Raw genomic sequence first — 17021 nt, forward strand, 5'->3', positions numbered from 1 at the left:
AAAATACAGTTTATCCGCTGAGGAAGATTCCTCAAGATTGACAAAGATAGGAGAATAAAATGAATCCATTAATCCAAAGCTTGACTGAAGGTCAACTTCGTACAGATATCCCATCATTCCGTCCTGGTGACACTGTTCGTGTACACGCGAAAGTTGTCGAAGGTAACCGTGAACGTATCCAGATTTTTGAAGGTGTTGTTATCGCACGTAAAGGTGCTGGTATCTCAGAAAACTACACAGTTCGTAAAATCTCTAACGGTGTAGGTGTTGAGCGTATCTTCCCCATCCACACTCCACGTGTTGAAAAAATCGAAGTTGTTCGTTACGGTAAAGTACGTCGTGCGAAATTGTACTACTTGCGTGCTCTTCAAGGTAAGGCAGCTCGTATCAAAGAAATCCGTCGTTAATTCGACTAAAACTCTGCTTTTTCAGCAGAGTTTTTATCTAGCTCCCTTAGTTCAATGGATATAACAACTCCCTCCTAAGGAGTAGTTGCAGGTTCGATTCCTGCAGGGGGCATAATAAGAAGCGTAAAGAAACATAAAGAATATTTAAAGTGTTTATTTGTAGGCAATCATCACAATTTAGTTTTTTAAAATAGGTTAGTATTTTTGGAATCTTTGACCAAAGTGTGACCAAAATTTGACCAAAAGTCAATGAATATAGAATAAAGTAGATCAGGAAGCTGGTCTATTTTATTTTGTAGTTATTGAGAAAAAGTGGTTTGTTTTAATTTGACTATTATACACATAATGCGTATAATAGTAAGTGTAAGGAGGTAACGAATATATATGCCACTTACAGGTAAAGAAATGGTGAAACTAGCTCTTGAGAATGGATGGGTTGAAGTTCGTCAAAGAGGAAGTCATCATCATTTTAAGAAAGAGGGTTTTTCTTATCTTGTCACGATTCCAGTTCATGGAAATGAAGATTTGGGAAAGGGATTGGAGAGAAAGATTCTCAAAGATTTAGGATTGTAATTTTTACTTTCCTAAGTCTTTTTACATCAGAGGTAGTAGAATGTTGGGGGTAGTAGAATGTTAAAAACGTATCCAGCTATTTTTCATAAAGAAGGAACAGGATATTGGGTAGAATTTCCAGAATTTGGTGGTGGTACAGAAGGAAAAAATATCGAAGAAGCGATGAAAAATGCTCGAGAAATGCTTGAAAATGTTTTAGCTTCTTATATCGATGAAGGGATGGCGTTGCCTACTCCAAGTGATATTTTAAAGATTGAAGTTTCAGATGGTTTTGTATCAATGATTCAAGTTGATCCTGCGCCTTTTGTGAGAAGTAACAAGGCGATTAGAAAGAACGTGACCGTTCCTGAATGGCTAGTTCGTCTTGCTGATCGAGAAAAGATTAACTATTCAGAAGTTTTGGCACAAGCATTAGAGAAGAAGTTGCAAGTTTAAATTTAAAGACTGTATTTATTAGGGAATAAGTTTGATATGTATTGGTAAAAGTGATACAATAGATATACAAGAAGAAAAGGAGAAATGCTATGTCACAAATTGCTGTAAGAGTAGATGATGAATTGAAAAAAGAAGCGACTGCGATTTTTAATGAGTTGGGGTTGGATATGTCAACTGCTGTGAAGTTATTTTTGAAGCAAAGTGTGTTGACAAGAAGTATTCCTTTTGAAGTTAAACTTGATTCTGAGTAAGGTGAAATAAAAGTGTGGATAGATATAATCTAAAGGGGTTCGGTTATGGTTTATACAATAGATCAGATAAAGGAAAAAATTGTTCCTGTTGCTAAACAATATGATTTATCTAAAATTTATCTATTTGGCTCTTATGCTAGGGGCGAAGCTGATGGGAAAAGTGATGTTGATATTGCTTTGGAGTTAGAGGATGATTCTATATATTTTGATGTATATGGTAGACTTTTGACTATTTTTGATGGTAATATAGATATTCTATTGGTTAGTGATTTACTTTCTCCAAAAACAAACATTGGGAAGTTAGTCAAGAAAAATTTTTTGAATGATAGAGAGGTTATTTATGAGAAGTCAATCTCTTGAAACTGATATAGCATATTTGAAGGATATGGTTTTATATCTTGATAAGGCCGATGCTGTTTTGTATAAAGCAAGAAGATATAATTTACCTTTAGATGATGATATGGTAGTTGATTCTATCGCTATGAATTTAGGACAGGTAGGAGAACAGTTATCGTTAGGCAAATTATCAGAGGAAGTAAAACAGAAGTATTCAGATAGGATAAACTGGACTCAGATAAAAGGTTTTAGAAATTTTATTTATCATAATTATTCTAACTTAAATTTTAAAATTATAGAGGGTATATTGAAGGAATCTGTTCCCAAAACGAAAGAATCTTTACACTCGATTATAAGAGAATTAGAAGGTGAATTATAAAATAGAAAATGAAAGAGAAACTCTAAAAACGTATGGAAGATTTGCTAGAAATCGACAAATTTTATTCCTCAAAAAACGAATACTTCCATAAGAGAAATTATTATTGATGAAGATTTAATATCTGTATTGGATGCATTGAAAGAGGAACAAGATAAGGTTCTTTATAATCGTGAAGAATTAAAGAAATATGATTTGGTCTCTTGTGATAGAAGGTATAAACTTTCTACAAATTATGGATTGAATAAATACTTGAAAGTATTTTTATCCGAACTTGGGATAGGTAGCCAAACCATGATAGCAAAAGCAGGCAGGCATATTTACGGTTTATATTTATTAGACTTCCTGCAAAACTAGAATCCTAGTTCATGATTGATAATACCAACAATCAAATTCATTCGTAATCCGAAGCGTTTACGATGATTTCGATAGGTTGTTGAAAATATTTTAAACGTTTTCATAGTGAAATGAAATAAGAACAGGACAAATCAATCAAGACAGTCAAATCGATTTCTAACAATGTTTTAGAAGTAGAGGTGTACTATTCTAGTTTCAATCTACTATACTTTGTCAAAAATACTCTCAACCTTGATTCTCTCCTTAGATAGCGCATGGTTACAGGCTTTATCTTCAGCTATTAGCGGCTTGAGTTTGCTGGATTTACGTGGAGTTTGTGCTTGAGGATATATCTTCATGAGCCCTTGATAACCACTGTCAGCCAAGATTTTACCAGCTTGTCCGATATTTCTGCGACTCATTTTGAACAACTTCATATCATGATAATAGTTCACAGTGATCTCCAAAGAAACAATTCTCCCTTGACTTGTGACAATCGCTTGAGTCTTCATAGCGTGAAATTTCTTTTTACCAGAATCATTCGCTAATTGTTTTTTTAGGTCGATTGATTTTTACTTCCGTCGCATCAATCATTACCGTATCCTCAGAACTGAGAGGAGTTCTTGAAATCGCAACACCACCTTTGAACAAGAGTTACTTCAACCCATTGGCTCCGACGGATTAAGTTGCTTTCGTGAATACCAAGATCAGCCGCAATTTCTTCATAAGTTCGATATTCTCGCACATATTGAAGTCGCCATAAGAAGGTATTCTAGGCTTAGTTTAGGTTTTCGTCCCCCTTTTGCGTGTTTATCTTGATAATCTCTTTTTAATACAGCTAACATCTCTTCAAAAGTCGTGCACTGAACACCAACCAGGAGCTTAAATCGTGCATCAGTTAGTTGTTCACTTGCTTCATAATTCATAGAACTATTCTACCATATATTGTTTCGCAGGAAGTCTATTATCAAAAGGTGTTGATATATGGGCTGTTTCAAGATTACTAAGGCATAAAGATATACAACAAATTATTCAAACTTACGGACATACTCTAAAAGAGGGTTATTGATAAATAGTATAGGAAGAGCCTTAAAATAAGGTTTTTTCTATTTATCGATTCCAGCAGGGGGTATGTAATTAGATACTATAGTAGATTGAAACTAGAATAGTGTATCTGGACTTCTAAAACATTACTAGAAATTGATTTGTCCTATTCCTATTTCATTTTACTATAAAAACCGCTCAACTGAGCGGTTTTCGTCTATTCATACCCTCTTACAGTACCCATGTTCGGATGGCATGGGCAACACCGGATTCGTCATTTGTTTTAGTGATGTATTTGGCGATTTTTTTGATTTCTGGATTTCCATTTTCCATGACAACGGGGTTCCCAACGACTTCCAGCATGGCACGGTCATTTTCTTCGTCACCGATAGCCATGGTTTGATTTTTGGTCAATCCGAGTTTTTCAGCTAGGTGAGTGATGGCTGACCCCTTGTCTACATTCTTTTTAAGGAGTTCGAGGTAGAAAGGAGCAGACTTGTTGATAGAGTAGCGTTCGTAAAATTCTGCTGGTATCTTTTCAATTGCAGCATCGAGAACCTCAGGCTCATCGATGAACATACACTTGACGATTTCCTTGTCAGCCATTTCTTCAGGTGTGCGGTAGAAGATAGGCATGTTGACGAGGGTTGATTCGTGCACAGTGTATGTTCCGATATTGCGATTGGCAGTATAGATACCGTCCTTAGTAATAGCATGCATGTGGACACCGAGCTTACGACTGAGAAATTCCATATCCAGATAATCCTCATAAGTCAAGGATTCGCTGATAATCTCATGCCCTGTAGCAGTTTCTTGGACAAGGGCACCATTGAAGGTCACAACATAGTCACCCTCGTCTCTCAACTGCAAGTCGTCCAGAAGTTTGGCAACACCTGCGATAGGGCGGCCAGTTGCAATGACGACTTTGACACCAGCTTCTTTGGCATCTTGGATGGCAGAAAAAACTTCAGGAGTGATTTCCTTTTGGCTGTTGACAAGGGTTCCGTCGATATCAACGGCAATTAGTTTAATACTCATAAATTTCCTCTTCTAGTTTTTATTTGGGGTAAAATGATCGTTCTCAATCAAGTATAAAAATTGCTGGGTAATGCTAGCAAAGATACTGTTTTGATCTAACATTTCTTTCGGAAAATAGAAACGATTATCTCCGTGGCGACTGCCAGCAAGGGATTGGACGATAGGAGACAGGCTAGAGAGTTCGGCCAGTTGACCATTTTTTTGTAAAATCTCAATCTGTGTCCGTGGATTTTCAGATTCGGGACGATAGATATCATAAGGGAGGTCAAAATTCTTATGAATGGCAGTGTAGTAGTCGGGATCAAAGCCGATATCCTCAACCAATTTTCTCATGCTAGCGAGTTGGTCTTGGTCTTCTTGTGAAAAAGTAATGGATTTAAAGACCTTGCGGTTGACAAAGCGTTGCGACAGGTCTGCAAGAATCTTGTCAGGACTGGTCATCCAGAGTTGGAAGTAGGTATTCATCACACCATCATCCAGAGCTAGATAGTCAGACAAGGTCACATTTTTTTCGAAGAAAGGCAGGAGGTGTGGAGAAGTTCGGGCAAAGAAATCCTTGTCCTCAGGATAGAGTTCCTTGGCGCGTTTGAGAAGATTCTGTAGGAGAACTTCCATGGCGCGTGTTGCGGGGTGGAAATAAACCTGCATGTACATCTGGTAGCGACTGAGGACGTAGTCTTCGATGGCGTGCATGCCATTGCGCTGAAAGGCGATACCATTTTCGACAGGACGAATGACTCGGAGGATGCGAGTCAGGTCAAATTCCCCATAGGATGCTCCTGTAAAATAGGAGTCGCGCAAGAGATAGTCCATACGGTCCGCATCAATCTGACTGGAAATGAGTTGCACCACCTGCTTGTTAGGATAGGTATGGTCTATGACACTGGCAACTTTTTCTGGAAAGTCTGGCGCCACTTGTAGCAGGACTTGGTGAATCTCCGTCTCAGGACTTTGGATGATTTCCTGGGTGATGCCCTCATGGTCTGTATCAAAGAGATGTTCAAAAGTATGGGAGTAGGCACCATGACCCAGGTCATGGAGGAGAGCAGCGGTCATGGTGAGGAGGGATTCGGCAAGATTCCATCCCTCAGGATATTTTTCTTCAAAAATCTCCGTGATACGTCGTGCAATTTCATAGACTCCTAGACAGTGGGAGAAGCGGCTGTGTTCTCCACCGTGGAAGGTATAACTGGAAGTTCCCAGTTGCTTGATACGGCGCAAACGTTGAAATTCTTTTGTATTGATCAAGTCATAGATGATTTGATTATTGACATGGATGTAGTTGTGAACAGGGTCACGGAATACTTTTTCGTTCATATGACCATTATAGCAAAAAGCTAGAGTTTTTGGTAAAATAGTAGGACAAGAGACAAGAAAGAGGACTTGATGTGAAGATTCGGATGCGAAATACGATTCAGTTTGATGAGCAGTTGGAAGTGATTGACCAACTTTATGACGTGGAAGTGCATGAAAAGGGAGATTATAGCTACCTGCTTTTCTATAATGAGGAAAAGGAAAAAGTAGTGATTAAATTCCATGGTCAAGAACTGGTGATGAGCCGTTTTTCAAATCCCAAGACCATTATGCGCTTTCTAAAGGATAGTGATAGTTTAGCCGACATTCCTACACCAATGGGCATGCAGGAATTTGTTATCCAAACCAGTCGCTATGAAGTTGATGGGCAAAAGATTGAACTAGATTATCAACTACAAAATCAAGAGGGACATCCCTTTGCCAGCTATCAATTGGAAATTACTTGGGGCTAGTCTCATGTCTTTTTCAAATTTACCTGGCTATCTTCTCGGATTGGCTTCCTAATGTGGTAGATTAGGCTAATTTTTGGTATAATAAAAGTTATGGAAATCGAAAAAACCAATCGTATGAATGCGCTCTTTGAATTTTATGCAGCGCTTTTGACAGATAAGCAAATGAATTATATCGAGCTCTACTACGCTGATGATTACAGCCTTGCTGAGATTGCCGAGGAGTTCGGTGTCAGTCGTCAGGCTGTCTATGACAATATCAAGCGAACAGAAAAGATTCTGGAAGATTATGAGATGAAATTGCACATGTACTCGGACTACATTGTCCGCAGTCAGATTTTTGATCAGATTTTGGAGCGCTATCCCAAGGATGACTTTCTGCAGGAGCAGATAGAAATTTTAACAAGCATTGATAATAGAGAATAAGAGGAAGAAAAATGGCATTTGAAAGTTTAACAGAACGTTTGCAGAACGTCTTTAAAAATCTACGTAAAAAAGGAAAAATCTCTGAATCTGATGTCCAAGAGGCAACCAAAGAAATTCGCTTGGCCTTGCTCGAGGCCGACGTTGCCTTGCCTGTTGTAAAGGATTTTATCAAGAAAGTTCGTGAGCGTGCAGTCGGCCATGAGGTCATTGATACACTTAATCCTGCGCAACAGATTATTAAAATCGTTGATGAGGAATTGACAACCGTTTTAGGTTCTGATACGGCAGAAATTATCAAATCACCTAAGATTCCTACAATCATCATGATGGTTGGTTTGCAGGGGGCTGGTAAAACAACTTTTGCTGGTAAATTGGCCAACAAACTCAAGAAGGAAGAAAATGCTCGTCCTTTGATGATTGCGGCGGATATTTATCGTCCAGCTGCTATTGACCAGCTGAAGACACTGGGTCAACAGATTGATGTGCCTGTCTTTGCACTTGGAACAGAAGTACCAGCTGTTGAGATTGTACGTCAAGGTTTGGAGCAAGCCCAAACTAATCATAACGACTATGTCTTGATTGATACGGCAGGTCGTTTGCAGATTGATGAGCTTTTGATGAACGAGCTTCGTGACGTAAAAGCACTGGCTCAACCAAATGAAATTCTGCTCGTCGTTGATGCTATGATTGGTCAAGAAGCAGCCAATGTTGCGCGTGAGTTTAATGATCAGTTGGAAGTGACTGGGGTTATCCTTACCAAGATTGACGGCGATACTCGTGGTGGTGCGGCTCTATCTGTTCGTCACATTACCGGAAAACCAATCAAGTTCACTGGTACAGGTGAAAAGATTACGGACATTGAGACCTTCCACCCAGACCGCATGTCTAGCCGTATCCTTGGCATGGGGGATATGCTTACGTTGATTGAGAAAGCTTCTCAGGAATACGATGAGCAAAAGGCTCTTGAAATGGCTGAGAAGATGCGTGAAAACACCTTTGATTTCAATGATTTCATTGATCAGTTGGATCAGGTGCAAAACATGGGGCCGATGGAAGACTTGCTCAAGATGATTCCAGGTATGGCCAACAACCCAGCCCTTCAAAACATGAAGGTGGATGAACGCCAGATTGCTCGCAAACGTGCCATTGTGTCTTCTATGACACCTGAAGAACGTGAAAATCCAGATTTGCTAAATCCAAGCCGTCGACGTCGTATCGCAGCTGGTTCTGGGAATACATTTGTCGAAGTTAATAAATTCATTAAAGACTTTAACCAGGCTAAACAACTCATGCAGGGTGTTATGTCTGGAGATATGAACAAAATGATGAAGCAAATGGGAATCAATCCAAACAACCTTCCTAAAAATATGCCAAATATGGGAGGAATGGATATGTCTGCCCTTGAAGGAATGATGGGACAAGGCGGTATGCCTGACCTGTCAGCTCTCGGAGGAGCAGGAATGCCAGATATGAGTCAGATGTTTGGTGGTGGACTCAAAGGTAAAATCGGTGAATTTGCCATGAAACAGTCCATGAAACGCATGGCTAACAAAATGAAGAAAGCGAAGAAGAAACGCAAGTAAGACGAAGGAAGGCCGCAGAGCTTTCCTTTTTTAGAAAAATAATAAAGGTCTATTTTGAATCTGTAAAGAATAAAAAATAATAATACTCAATGAAAATCAAATAGCAAACTAGGAAGCTAGCCGCAAGCTGCTCAAAACACTGTTTTGAGGTTGTAGATAAGACTGACGAAGTCAGTCACATATATACGGTAAGGCGACGTTGATGTGGTTTGAAGAGATTTTTGAAGAGTATAAATATAAAGAAAAATCAGAAATTGAGATTAGAGAACTCTTTTGATTTCAATCCTTATTTTTGATAAAATGAAGCTGTAATGTATTAAAAATGAAGCATTACAAAGATAGGATAAGCCAACTTAATTTGTTAGAAAATTAAAATTACAAAAGCTTGACAAAGCTAAGAAAGGATACTACCATGAGCACAGCACAGCACAGCACAGCACAGCACAGCACAGCACGCAGGTGAAAACTCTGGACTTGAGAAATTAACTCTCACTTCAAAAGATGTTTTTACAGATAATATTTCAAAAATTGGTCAACTTTTTCCTGAAGTTCTGACGGAAAAGAGGGATGAATACGGCAGATTACGTCCTGCGATTGACTTTGAGAAGCTTAAACAGTTTTTATCAGAGGAAATTGTGGATGGTCGAGAATCCTATGAGTTTACTTGGGTTGGAAAGCGTGAAGCTATTGCAGAAGCTGGGCGACCAACTACTAAAACCCTAAGACCAGATCTTGATGAAAGTGTTGACTTTGAAAACAGTGAAAATGTCTTTATTACTGGAGATAATTTAGAAGTCTTGAAAATCTTACAAGAATCCTATCTAGGAAAAATAGATATGATTTATATCGATCCACCCTATAATACAGGGAAAGACTTTGTATATTCTGATAAGTTCCAAAAAACAGATGAAGAGTTGAAGGAAGAGATGGAACTTTTGGATGAAGAAGGACGCCAGGTAGTTGGGCTTACAAAAAATGAAAAAACTTCGGCCCGTTATCACTCAGACTGGCTTAATATGATGTATCCACGCCTCCGCCTAGCTCGTAACCTCCTCAAGGATTCAGGTGTTATCTTTATTTCTATCGATGATAATGAACAAGCTAACCTCAAAGCTATCTGTGATGAGATATTTGGGGAAGAGAATCTCGTTCAAACGATTGCTTGGAGAAGAAGTGATAATCAGCCTAATATAGGTAAAGCTGCTAGAGTAAAAGAATATATATATGTGTATTCAAAGGATTATTCTAGAGTTACATATGGACGGTTACCACTTTCAGATACAGCTAAGAAAGAATATGCTTATGAAGATTCAAAAGGAAAATATGGGAGAGGCATCCTACGTGATGAAGTTCGAGGAAGGTTTAATTATGAAATTCTAAGTCCTGCTGGAAAAGTACTTATGGGACCATGGATGGTTTCGGAAAAAGATTTTCACCAACTTTTAAAAGATGACAAAATTCATTGGCCAGAAAATGGAGGAGTTCCAAGAACAAAGATATATTTAAGTGATGCAATGAAGAATGGTCAACTATCTAATGATTTTTGGAATGTAGAGTTTGGAACAAATCAACGTGCCAATACTGAAATTAAGAAGTTATTTGATTTTAGAGTATTCGATTTTTCTAAGCCGACAAAACTATTATTAAATTTGTTAGGATTAGGTGCAAGTATAGAAACCGCCCTTATTCTTGATTTCTTCGGTGGTTCTGGTACTACGGCAGACGCAGTTATGCAACTGAATGCTGAAGATGGTGGAAATCGTAAGTTTATCTTATGTACTTTGGATGAAGAAGTAGCTGATAAGTCTGCTGCTAAAGAAGCAGGTTATGAAACTATTGATCAGATTTCACGTGAGCGGATTCGTCGTGCTGCTGCCAAGATTCAGGAGGAGCATCCTGAGTTGGTTGGCAAGCAGGACTTTGGATTTAAGGCTTATAAGTTAGACTCTTCTAATTTCAAAGATGTTTCAGCTCGGCCAGATCAATTTATCCAAGGAGAACTTTTTGATAGTGTATCCAATATCAAGGAAGGACGTACTGGGCTTGACCTACTTTTCCAAGTTATGCTGACATGGGGCATGGAATTGTCATTAGCTATTGATTGGGAGAAAGTAGCAGGAGCAGAAGTTTATGATGTAGATCAAGGATCACTCATGGCTTGTTTTGAAGATGAAATCTCTGAAGAAGTTATCCGTCACATCGCTCAAGCACAACCACTCCGTACTGTTTTCCGTGATAGTTCATTTGCCAATTCAGCAGATAAAATTAACGTAAGTGAAATATTTAAAGAATTATCACCTCATACGAAAGTGAAGGTGGTGTAGGCGATGTTCTATCAGCTGACAACTGATAATTGGATAAGTATCGGAGGGATTATAGTAGATTCGATTGCGATTATTGTTTCTATCAGCATTGCAATCTGGGTTACTAGACATGCTTTTAAAGATAACTTAAAACAACATTTATTTGAAAAAAGGATGATATTGTATAGTGATTTTGTTCTACTTTTGGAATACTTGCTTGCAAATCATACAGTTTCTAATCTAAAAAAGCAACATAAGGCAATTGATGAAAATATAACTAAATTATATTTTTTATCTAATAAGGAAATGTATAGTTTAGCCATAGAATTCATTCAAGAACTTGAAGATACTATCAAGAAAGTTGAAGACGGAAAGATACAAGAAGATAATCAAAAACTTATTTCTATTTGTCTTGTACTTAGTGATGCAATGAAGTGGGAAAAAGAGTATTTTAACGATATTACATCATCAAAAGTGAAAGAAATTAAAAAGAAATATAATATGGCGTAACTATTAAATATAGTTATAGATGTGAAATAGTTTATGTGAATTTAATAAAAAGAATATAGAATTATGAAACTACAATTTAAAAAACAACAATTTCAGTTGGATGCGGTTAGTGCCATTGCAGATTTATTTCAAGGGCAAGCCAAACATACTGGAGTTCAGTATATGGCGGATCCAGGTCGTCTCAAGTCAGATGAGGTAGATTTGGTTTTAGATGCTTATCGAAATGCACCGATTCAATTGAGTCAAACAAGTATACGAGAAAATGTTCATACTATGCAAACTCGTTATGGTTTGCGTCCTTCTGATAAACTATCGATTGATATGATTGCTGGACGAGAAGCTTATAATTTTTCCATAGAGATGGAGACGGGAACAGGGAAGACCTACACGTATATCCGTACAATTATGGAGTTGAATAAACGCTATGGCTGGCTTAAATTTGTCATTGTCGTTCCAAGTGTAGCCATTCGTGAAGGGGTTCTCAAGTCTCTACAGATCATGTCAAGTCACTTTCAGATGGAGTATGGGAAGCAACCACGCTATTTTGTCTACGATTCTTCACGTTTAGGTGATTTGGATAGTTTTGCCAATTCGTCAGACCTTCAAATCATGGTCATCAACTCTCAAGCCTTTAATACAAAAGGCAAAGATGCGCGACGGATTCATTCTGAACAGGAAAGTTTCCGTTGGCGCCGTCCAATTGATGTCTTGGCAGCTATGAATCCGATTATGATTATTGATGAACCTCAGTCTGTTGAAGGGAAACAGACAAAGGAAAGACTAAAAGATTTTAAGCCATTATTTACACTACGTTATTCGGCTACCCATAAAGAAAAACATGATATGGTTTATAGATTGGATGCCATGGATGCTTACAATCAAAAATTAGTGAAGAAGATTGCGGTTAAGGCTATTGAGCAAACTGGGACGACCGGGACACAAGGATATCTATATCTACAAGAAATCATTCCACAAAAAACAGGAGCCCCCAAAGCAAAAATTGAGTTTGAAGTAAAAACGCAGTCAGGTGTCAAAAGGAAATTGAAGGTAGTGGAAGAACCCTTTGATTTATACGCTGAATCAGGGAATTTATCTGCTTATAAAGGAATGACCCTTAGTCACTTTGATGCAAGGGAGAACAAACTTCAAGTTGGCGTGACGCAAGAACTTCATGTTGGTGAAGTGATAGGGGAAGTGGATGAGTCGAGCATCAGAAGAATTCAAATCCGAGAAACTATAAAAAGTCATCTCGAAAAAGAAAGTAAACTGTACAATCGAAGAATTAAAGTATTATCCCTATTTTTCATCGATGAAGTGGCCAAGTATAAACAATATGATGAACATAATGATGCCTATAATGGTGAATACGCTCAGATTTTTGAAGAAGAATATCGAAATCAAGTAAACCAGTTTATCCGAACACAGGAACCAACTCCTTATCGTAGATATTTGGAGGCTAATCTTGAGGGAAATTCAGTTCATGCTGGTTACTTTTCGGTAGATAAAGTGAAGAAGTCAGATAAGACCATTTTCGTAGATTATAAATCTGCCAGTGAAAAGAAAAGTAATCTTTCAAATGACACCGATGCCTATGACTTGATTATGAAGGACAAGGAGCGTTTGTTGAGCTTTGAAGAGCCAGTTCGTTTCCTATTTTCTCACTCAGCTCTAAAAGAGGGATGGGATAATCCTAATGTCTTTCAAATCTGTACGCTGAAGCAATCTTCAGCAGAAACCCGTAAACGTCAAGAAATCGGTCGTGGTATGCGTTTGGCAGTTGACCAAAACGGAATTCGTCAGGATTTTGAACTCTTAGGAAATGATGTTCATGAAATCAATAAACTGACAGTAATTGCAAATGAAAGTTATGATCAATTTGCTCGAAGTCTACAAGAAGAAATCAAAGAACTCTTAGCAGATCGTCCTGCAAAAGTGGATGTTAGTCTTTTTGCGAATAAAGTTCTAACCAATCAAGAAGGACAAACAATACGAATTACCAAGGAACAAGCAGATTCGATTCACTTTGATTTGATCCGACAAGGCTATATAGACCGTGAAGGGCAATTAACTACAGAATATTTTACTGCAAAAGAAAATCATCAGTTACAACTGTCTGAAACACTAGCAGGTTATGAGGATAAGCTGGTAGAGATATTGGAGAGCGTTTATCATGTTGGACAGTATGAAATTGAAAATGCCAATCATTCAGTCATTCAGTTCTCAAATGAGGTCAATCAAGAAAATATTGCTCGAAAAGAATTCTTAAATCTCTGGAAGCAAATCAATCGAAAGACCAGCTATCAAGTAGAATTTGATGATGCGGAATTGGTAAAACATTCGGTTGACTATATCAATGAGAAATTAGTCGTTAGCAAACCAAGTTTCCAAATAACTCAAGCAAGTGCAGCAGATATGAGTAAAGAAGAGGGACTGAACTTTACGGTAGCTGAAAATGATCGCCAACAAGAATATCTAACGGATTCGCAGATTATGACCAAATATGATTTGCTAGGGGAGATTGCTGAGCAGACTGGTTTAACTCGTAAATTGGTTGCGGAAATATTAAGTAAAATCTATGTCTACCAATTTGACAAGTTTAAACAAAATCCAGAAGAGTTTATTCTTAAGGTTTCAAAGCTTATTAATGAACAAAAAGCAAGTCAAATTATCAAGCATATTCAGTATAATGTGTTAAATGAAGAGTATGATATGGACTTGTTTTATGACAATCCTGAAACTGCTAACAGATCAGATGATCACTTACTTGAATCCAAAAAAGGGATTTACAATTTTGTAAAAGTTGATTCAAATACGGAGAAGACGTTTAAAGAATCTTTGGAACAATACGAGGATGTTCGTGTTTATGTGAAGTTACCAGGGAAGTTCAGTATTGCGACTCCACTTGGAAACTATAACCCTGACTGGGCAATCGCCTTCCGTGAAGGTAGTGTCAAGCATATCTATTTTGTTGCAGAAACAAAAGGCTCTATGTCTAGTCTTCAATTAAAACAAGCTGAGCAAGCAAAAATTTCCTGTGCGCGTGCTCATTTTAAAGCGTTAGCTCAAGCTGGATTGATTAATGATCAGCACATCTATGATGTGGTTTCAAGTTATGAGGAATTATTAAATATTGTAAGATAGGGAGGTAAAAGAAATGGAATTTATTGTATATCGTAAGGGAAGAGAAGTAGCTGTTTTACAACGTAGGAGTGATGCAGAGAGATATGTGCGCTCTAAAACTGGATTTTTTGGTGAACCAGATGCTTACTATCAGATTGAACAAAGAGGTTGTTATTTGACAGAAGCAGCTGTAACTTACAAGGGATTGGCAGATGACTGTGCTGAATTGATGACTTTGCGAAAATTCAGGGATTCTTATCTAGCTTTTAAAGATGGTGGTCAGGAGGAAATTGAATCCTACTATAAGATGGCTCCTCAGATTGTTGCCAAGTTAGAAGAACATTCAAATCGTGAGGAAATACTAGAGTCTATCTGGTCAGGACTTGTCTTACCTTGTGTTTCCTTGATTAAAATAGGAGAGAATCAAACTTGCCATCAATTGTATAAAACATATACACTAGAATTGTCTCAAAAAGTGGTCCAATAAAACGAGTAGAGTATAGGAAAAGAGTTCGGGTCCTCGCTAACTTGTATAGTGAAGAGACCCCCTATTCTATTTAGATCCCCAATACCAAAACAAACGTGTCAAACTAATCACTAATAGAACATACTTGGAAGATTTTGAATGGAATGAGGAAGATACAAAGGAAGACAATTTCTCTAGCTGGCTTGATGAAATGGTAGGATTGTAAGGGGGGATTTTTACCCCTTGGGTTTTAAGAGTATATATAATTAAGATAAACTAAAAAGACTAACACAAAAAAAGAAAGTAGAGAAAAGAAAATGAAGTTATTAAAGGGTTTGGGCTTTGCCTTGGTATTGTTTTACATGGTTATATTTATTGGAGTAAACTTTGTGACTGTTGGGGTTGATAATGATAAAAAAGAAGAAACAACAAAAGAGATACAAAGGTATGAATTGTTATACTAAACTAAAATCAAAAAGTATTATATAATAGTAATATGAAATCAACTAAAGAAGAAATCCAAACAATCAAAACACTTTTAAAAGACTCTAGTACAGCTAAATATCATAAACGCCTTCAAATCGTTCTATTTCGTCTGATGGGTAAATCTTATAAAGAGATTATAGAGCTTTTAGACTGTAATCAAACAACGATTTGGCCAACTGTAAAAAAATATGAGGAGTTCGGACTCGACTCTCTCCTTCAAGAAATACGTGGTGGTCGTAACCATGCATATATGACAATTGAGGAAGAGAAAGCCTTTCTTGCCCGTCATTTGAAGGCTGCAGAGGCAGGAGAATTTGTTACAATTGATGCCTTATTTCAGGCTTATACAAAGGAGTTAGGTTCTTCCTACACACGTGATGCCTTTCTCTTTCCACACTTGTTCAATGGGGTTCATCTCTGGTGTGTATGGAGGAATAAAGGTAAAGCCAATATTAGTCGGAATCTTTAAGGTACTTGATTTATGCCATATGGCATTGTCCATAACGAGTAAAAGATAATCATCTGGATAAGCTTGTGAAAGCTCTTCTAAAAAGGCGTTCATCCACTCAGTATGACATCCACCAGCGATTAAGAAAAATGATTCGCCTGTATGGGCATCAACAGCTCCATAACAATAGCAAAATTCTCGTATATAGTGACTATGGACATGTGAACCTACTCCCATTGGAGCCCAACAAGATCCCAGTTTACTGATTCTACCGAAACCAGCCTCATCTTGGTACATCAAGCGAACCTTACGAAAATGCCTACTGGTTTTAAAGCGCTTTCTTGTCTTCTTGAATTGAGATTTTATTTTTAGACGCGACAATGGTTTGAACGTCTGCTTTCTTGGGATGTTCTGGACGTGGCCTAATATTTCGCCAACCATGGCGCTTCAAGAGTTGATAAAAGTCATCACGTGTGTAGGAAGAACCTAACTCCTTTTTATAAGCCTGAAATAAGGCATCAATTGTAACAAATTCTCCTGCCTCTGCAGCCTTCAAATGACGGGCAAGAAAGGCTTTCTCTTCCTCAATTGTCATATATGCATGGTTACGACCACCACGTATTTCTTGAAGGAGAGAGTCGAGTCCGAACTCCTCATATTTTTTTACAGTTGGCCAAATCGTTGTTTGATTACAGTCTAAAAGCTCTATAATCTCTTTATAAGATTTACCCATCAGACGAAATAGAACGATTTGAAGGCGTTTATGATATTTAGCTGTACTAGAGTCTTTTAAAAGTGTTTTGATTGTTTGGATTTCTTCTTTAGTTGATTTCATATTACTATTATATAATACTTTTTGATTTTAGTTTAGTATTAACATAATCGGCTTTTTCCTCATACCATTGATTAATAGCTGTCATAAATCCGTCATAGTTCCAAGCCAAGTTTTCTGCTAGTGAGAAATTTCCTGAAGACCAGGGGCTCCAAATGTCCTTACTAGACAAGCGTGTGTGATTAATGGTGATCGAAGCTTCTGCTGCACGAATGAAGGTTGTTTTTTCTAGTGCAGTTGACCATTTGATAGGAACATAGCTAGTAACTAGACCTTCGTCTGTTGTTT

At 37.7% G+C, this 17021-nt stretch carries 16 protein-coding genes, 1 tRNA gene and 5 pseudogenes; 17 read left to right on the forward strand and 5 right to left on the reverse strand.

Features of this window, described 5'->3' with window-relative positions:
* Window positions 1-59 precede the first annotated feature (59 nt).
* From rplS to SPPN_RS14300, 8 genes and pseudogenes are all read left to right on the forward strand, one after another.
* Window positions 60-407, forward strand: coding sequence for a 50S ribosomal protein L19 (gene rplS, locus SPPN_RS04630; RefSeq protein WP_001068669.1), 348 nt, complete (start codon window positions 60-62; stop codon window positions 405-407).
* Between the two features lie 40 nt (window positions 408-447).
* Window positions 448-519: transfer RNA gene (locus SPPN_RS04635), tRNA-Arg, on the forward strand.
* A 272-nt stretch (window positions 520-791) separates the two neighbouring features.
* On the forward strand, window positions 792-980 hold the full coding sequence (locus SPPN_RS04640) for a type II toxin-antitoxin system HicA family toxin (protein WP_001131503.1): 189 nt from the start codon (window positions 792-794) through the stop codon (window positions 978-980).
* Between the two features lie 57 nt (window positions 981-1037).
* On the forward strand, window positions 1038-1415 hold the full coding sequence (locus tag SPPN_RS04645) for a type II toxin-antitoxin system HicB family antitoxin (RefSeq protein ID WP_000921490.1): 378 nt from the start codon (window positions 1038-1040) through the stop codon (window positions 1413-1415).
* Window positions 1416-1504: 89 nt separating this feature from the next.
* Window positions 1505-1666, forward strand: a complete 162-nt coding sequence (locus SPPN_RS04650; RefSeq protein ID WP_000077979.1) for a type II toxin-antitoxin system RelB/DinJ family antitoxin — start codon at window positions 1505-1507, stop codon at window positions 1664-1666.
* 45 nt (window positions 1667-1711) lie between these two features.
* A complete protein-coding gene (locus SPPN_RS04655) occupies window positions 1712-2026 on the forward strand; it encodes a nucleotidyltransferase family protein (protein ID WP_000263130.1) in 315 nt (104 codons plus the stop codon).
* Window positions 2007-2381: a HepT-like ribonuclease domain-containing protein gene (locus SPPN_RS04660; RefSeq protein WP_001257560.1), complete on the forward strand. Its 375-nt coding sequence runs from the start codon at window positions 2007-2009 to the stop codon at window positions 2379-2381. The genes SPPN_RS04655 and SPPN_RS04660 overlap by 20 nt, the downstream gene beginning before the upstream one ends.
* Window position 2382: 1 nt before the next feature.
* Window positions 2383-2717 (forward strand): annotated as a pseudogene (locus SPPN_RS14300) (site-specific integrase); the annotation flags it as partial.
* 14 nt (window positions 2718-2731) lie between these two features.
* Here the strand turns inward: SPPN_RS14300 and SPPN_RS12770 are convergent.
* The 4 genes and pseudogenes from SPPN_RS12770 to SPPN_RS04685 all read right to left on the reverse strand — a co-directional run.
* Window positions 2732-2836: pseudogene (locus tag SPPN_RS12770) on the reverse strand (IS5/IS1182 family transposase); the annotation flags it as partial.
* 105 nt (window positions 2837-2941) lie between these two features.
* Window positions 2942-3640, reverse strand: a pseudogene (locus tag SPPN_RS11965) (transposase); the annotation flags it as partial.
* Window positions 3641-3989: 349 nt separating this feature from the next.
* Window positions 3990-4796: a sugar-phosphatase gene (yidA, locus tag SPPN_RS04680; RefSeq protein WP_000023513.1), complete on the reverse strand. Its 807-nt coding sequence runs from the start codon at window positions 4794-4796 to the stop codon at window positions 3990-3992.
* 12 nt (window positions 4797-4808) lie between these two features.
* On the reverse strand, window positions 4809-6113 hold the full coding sequence (locus tag SPPN_RS04685) for an HD domain-containing protein (protein WP_001003511.1): 1305 nt from the start codon (window positions 6111-6113) through the stop codon (window positions 4809-4811).
* A gap of 71 nt (window positions 6114-6184) precedes the next feature.
* Here SPPN_RS04685 and SPPN_RS04690 point away from each other — a divergent pair, with 71 nt between their 5' ends.
* From SPPN_RS04690 to SPPN_RS04725, 9 genes and pseudogenes are all read left to right on the forward strand, one after another.
* Window positions 6185-6562 carry a YwiB family protein gene (locus SPPN_RS04690; RefSeq protein WP_014017237.1) on the forward strand — a complete coding sequence of 126 codons (378 nt, stop codon included), beginning with the start codon at window positions 6185-6187 and terminating at the stop codon, window positions 6560-6562.
* Between the two features lie 90 nt (window positions 6563-6652).
* Entirely contained in the window at window positions 6653-6985 is a 333-nt protein-coding gene (locus tag SPPN_RS04695; RefSeq protein ID WP_000402066.1) for a putative DNA-binding protein, read from the forward strand.
* A gap of 11 nt (window positions 6986-6996) precedes the next feature.
* Window positions 6997-8568 carry a signal recognition particle protein gene (gene ffh / locus SPPN_RS04700; RefSeq protein ID WP_000863643.1) on the forward strand — a complete coding sequence of 524 codons (1572 nt, stop codon included), beginning with the start codon at window positions 6997-6999 and terminating at the stop codon, window positions 8566-8568.
* Window positions 8569-9203: 635 nt separating this feature from the next.
* Window positions 9204-10892: a site-specific DNA-methyltransferase gene (locus SPPN_RS04705; protein WP_000349003.1), complete on the forward strand. Its 1689-nt coding sequence runs from the start codon at window positions 9204-9206 to the stop codon at window positions 10890-10892.
* 3 nt (window positions 10893-10895) lie between these two features.
* On the forward strand, window positions 10896-11381 hold the full coding sequence (locus SPPN_RS04710; RefSeq protein ID WP_000499891.1) for a hypothetical protein: 486 nt from the start codon (window positions 10896-10898) through the stop codon (window positions 11379-11381).
* A 63-nt stretch (window positions 11382-11444) separates the two neighbouring features.
* Entirely contained in the window at window positions 11445-14522 is a 3078-nt protein-coding gene (locus tag SPPN_RS04715) for a type III restriction-modification system endonuclease (RefSeq protein WP_000775735.1), read from the forward strand.
* 13 nt (window positions 14523-14535) lie between these two features.
* Complete coding sequence (locus SPPN_RS04720) at window positions 14536-14988, forward strand: CFI-box-CTERM domain-containing protein (RefSeq protein ID WP_000394498.1); 453 nt, start codon at window positions 14536-14538, stop codon at window positions 14986-14988.
* 296 nt (window positions 14989-15284) lie between these two features.
* Window positions 15285-15431 (forward strand): hypothetical protein, encoded by a 147-nt coding sequence (locus SPPN_RS13390; protein WP_000770988.1) that lies wholly within the window; start codon window positions 15285-15287, stop codon window positions 15429-15431.
* A 32-nt stretch (window positions 15432-15463) separates the two neighbouring features.
* Window positions 15464-15838: pseudogene (locus SPPN_RS04725) on the forward strand (helix-turn-helix domain-containing protein); the annotation flags it as partial.
* On the opposite strand, the pseudogene SPPN_RS11975 reads toward SPPN_RS04725, so the two are convergent.
* Window positions 15839-16736 (reverse strand): annotated as a pseudogene (locus tag SPPN_RS11975) (IS630 family transposase); the annotation flags it as partial.
* Between the last annotated feature and the right edge of the window lie 285 nt (window positions 16737-17021).

It is taken from the genome of Streptococcus pseudopneumoniae IS7493 (assembly GCF_000221985.1).
In the GTDB taxonomy this organism is placed as follows: domain Bacteria; phylum Bacillota; class Bacilli; order Lactobacillales; family Streptococcaceae; genus Streptococcus; species Streptococcus pseudopneumoniae.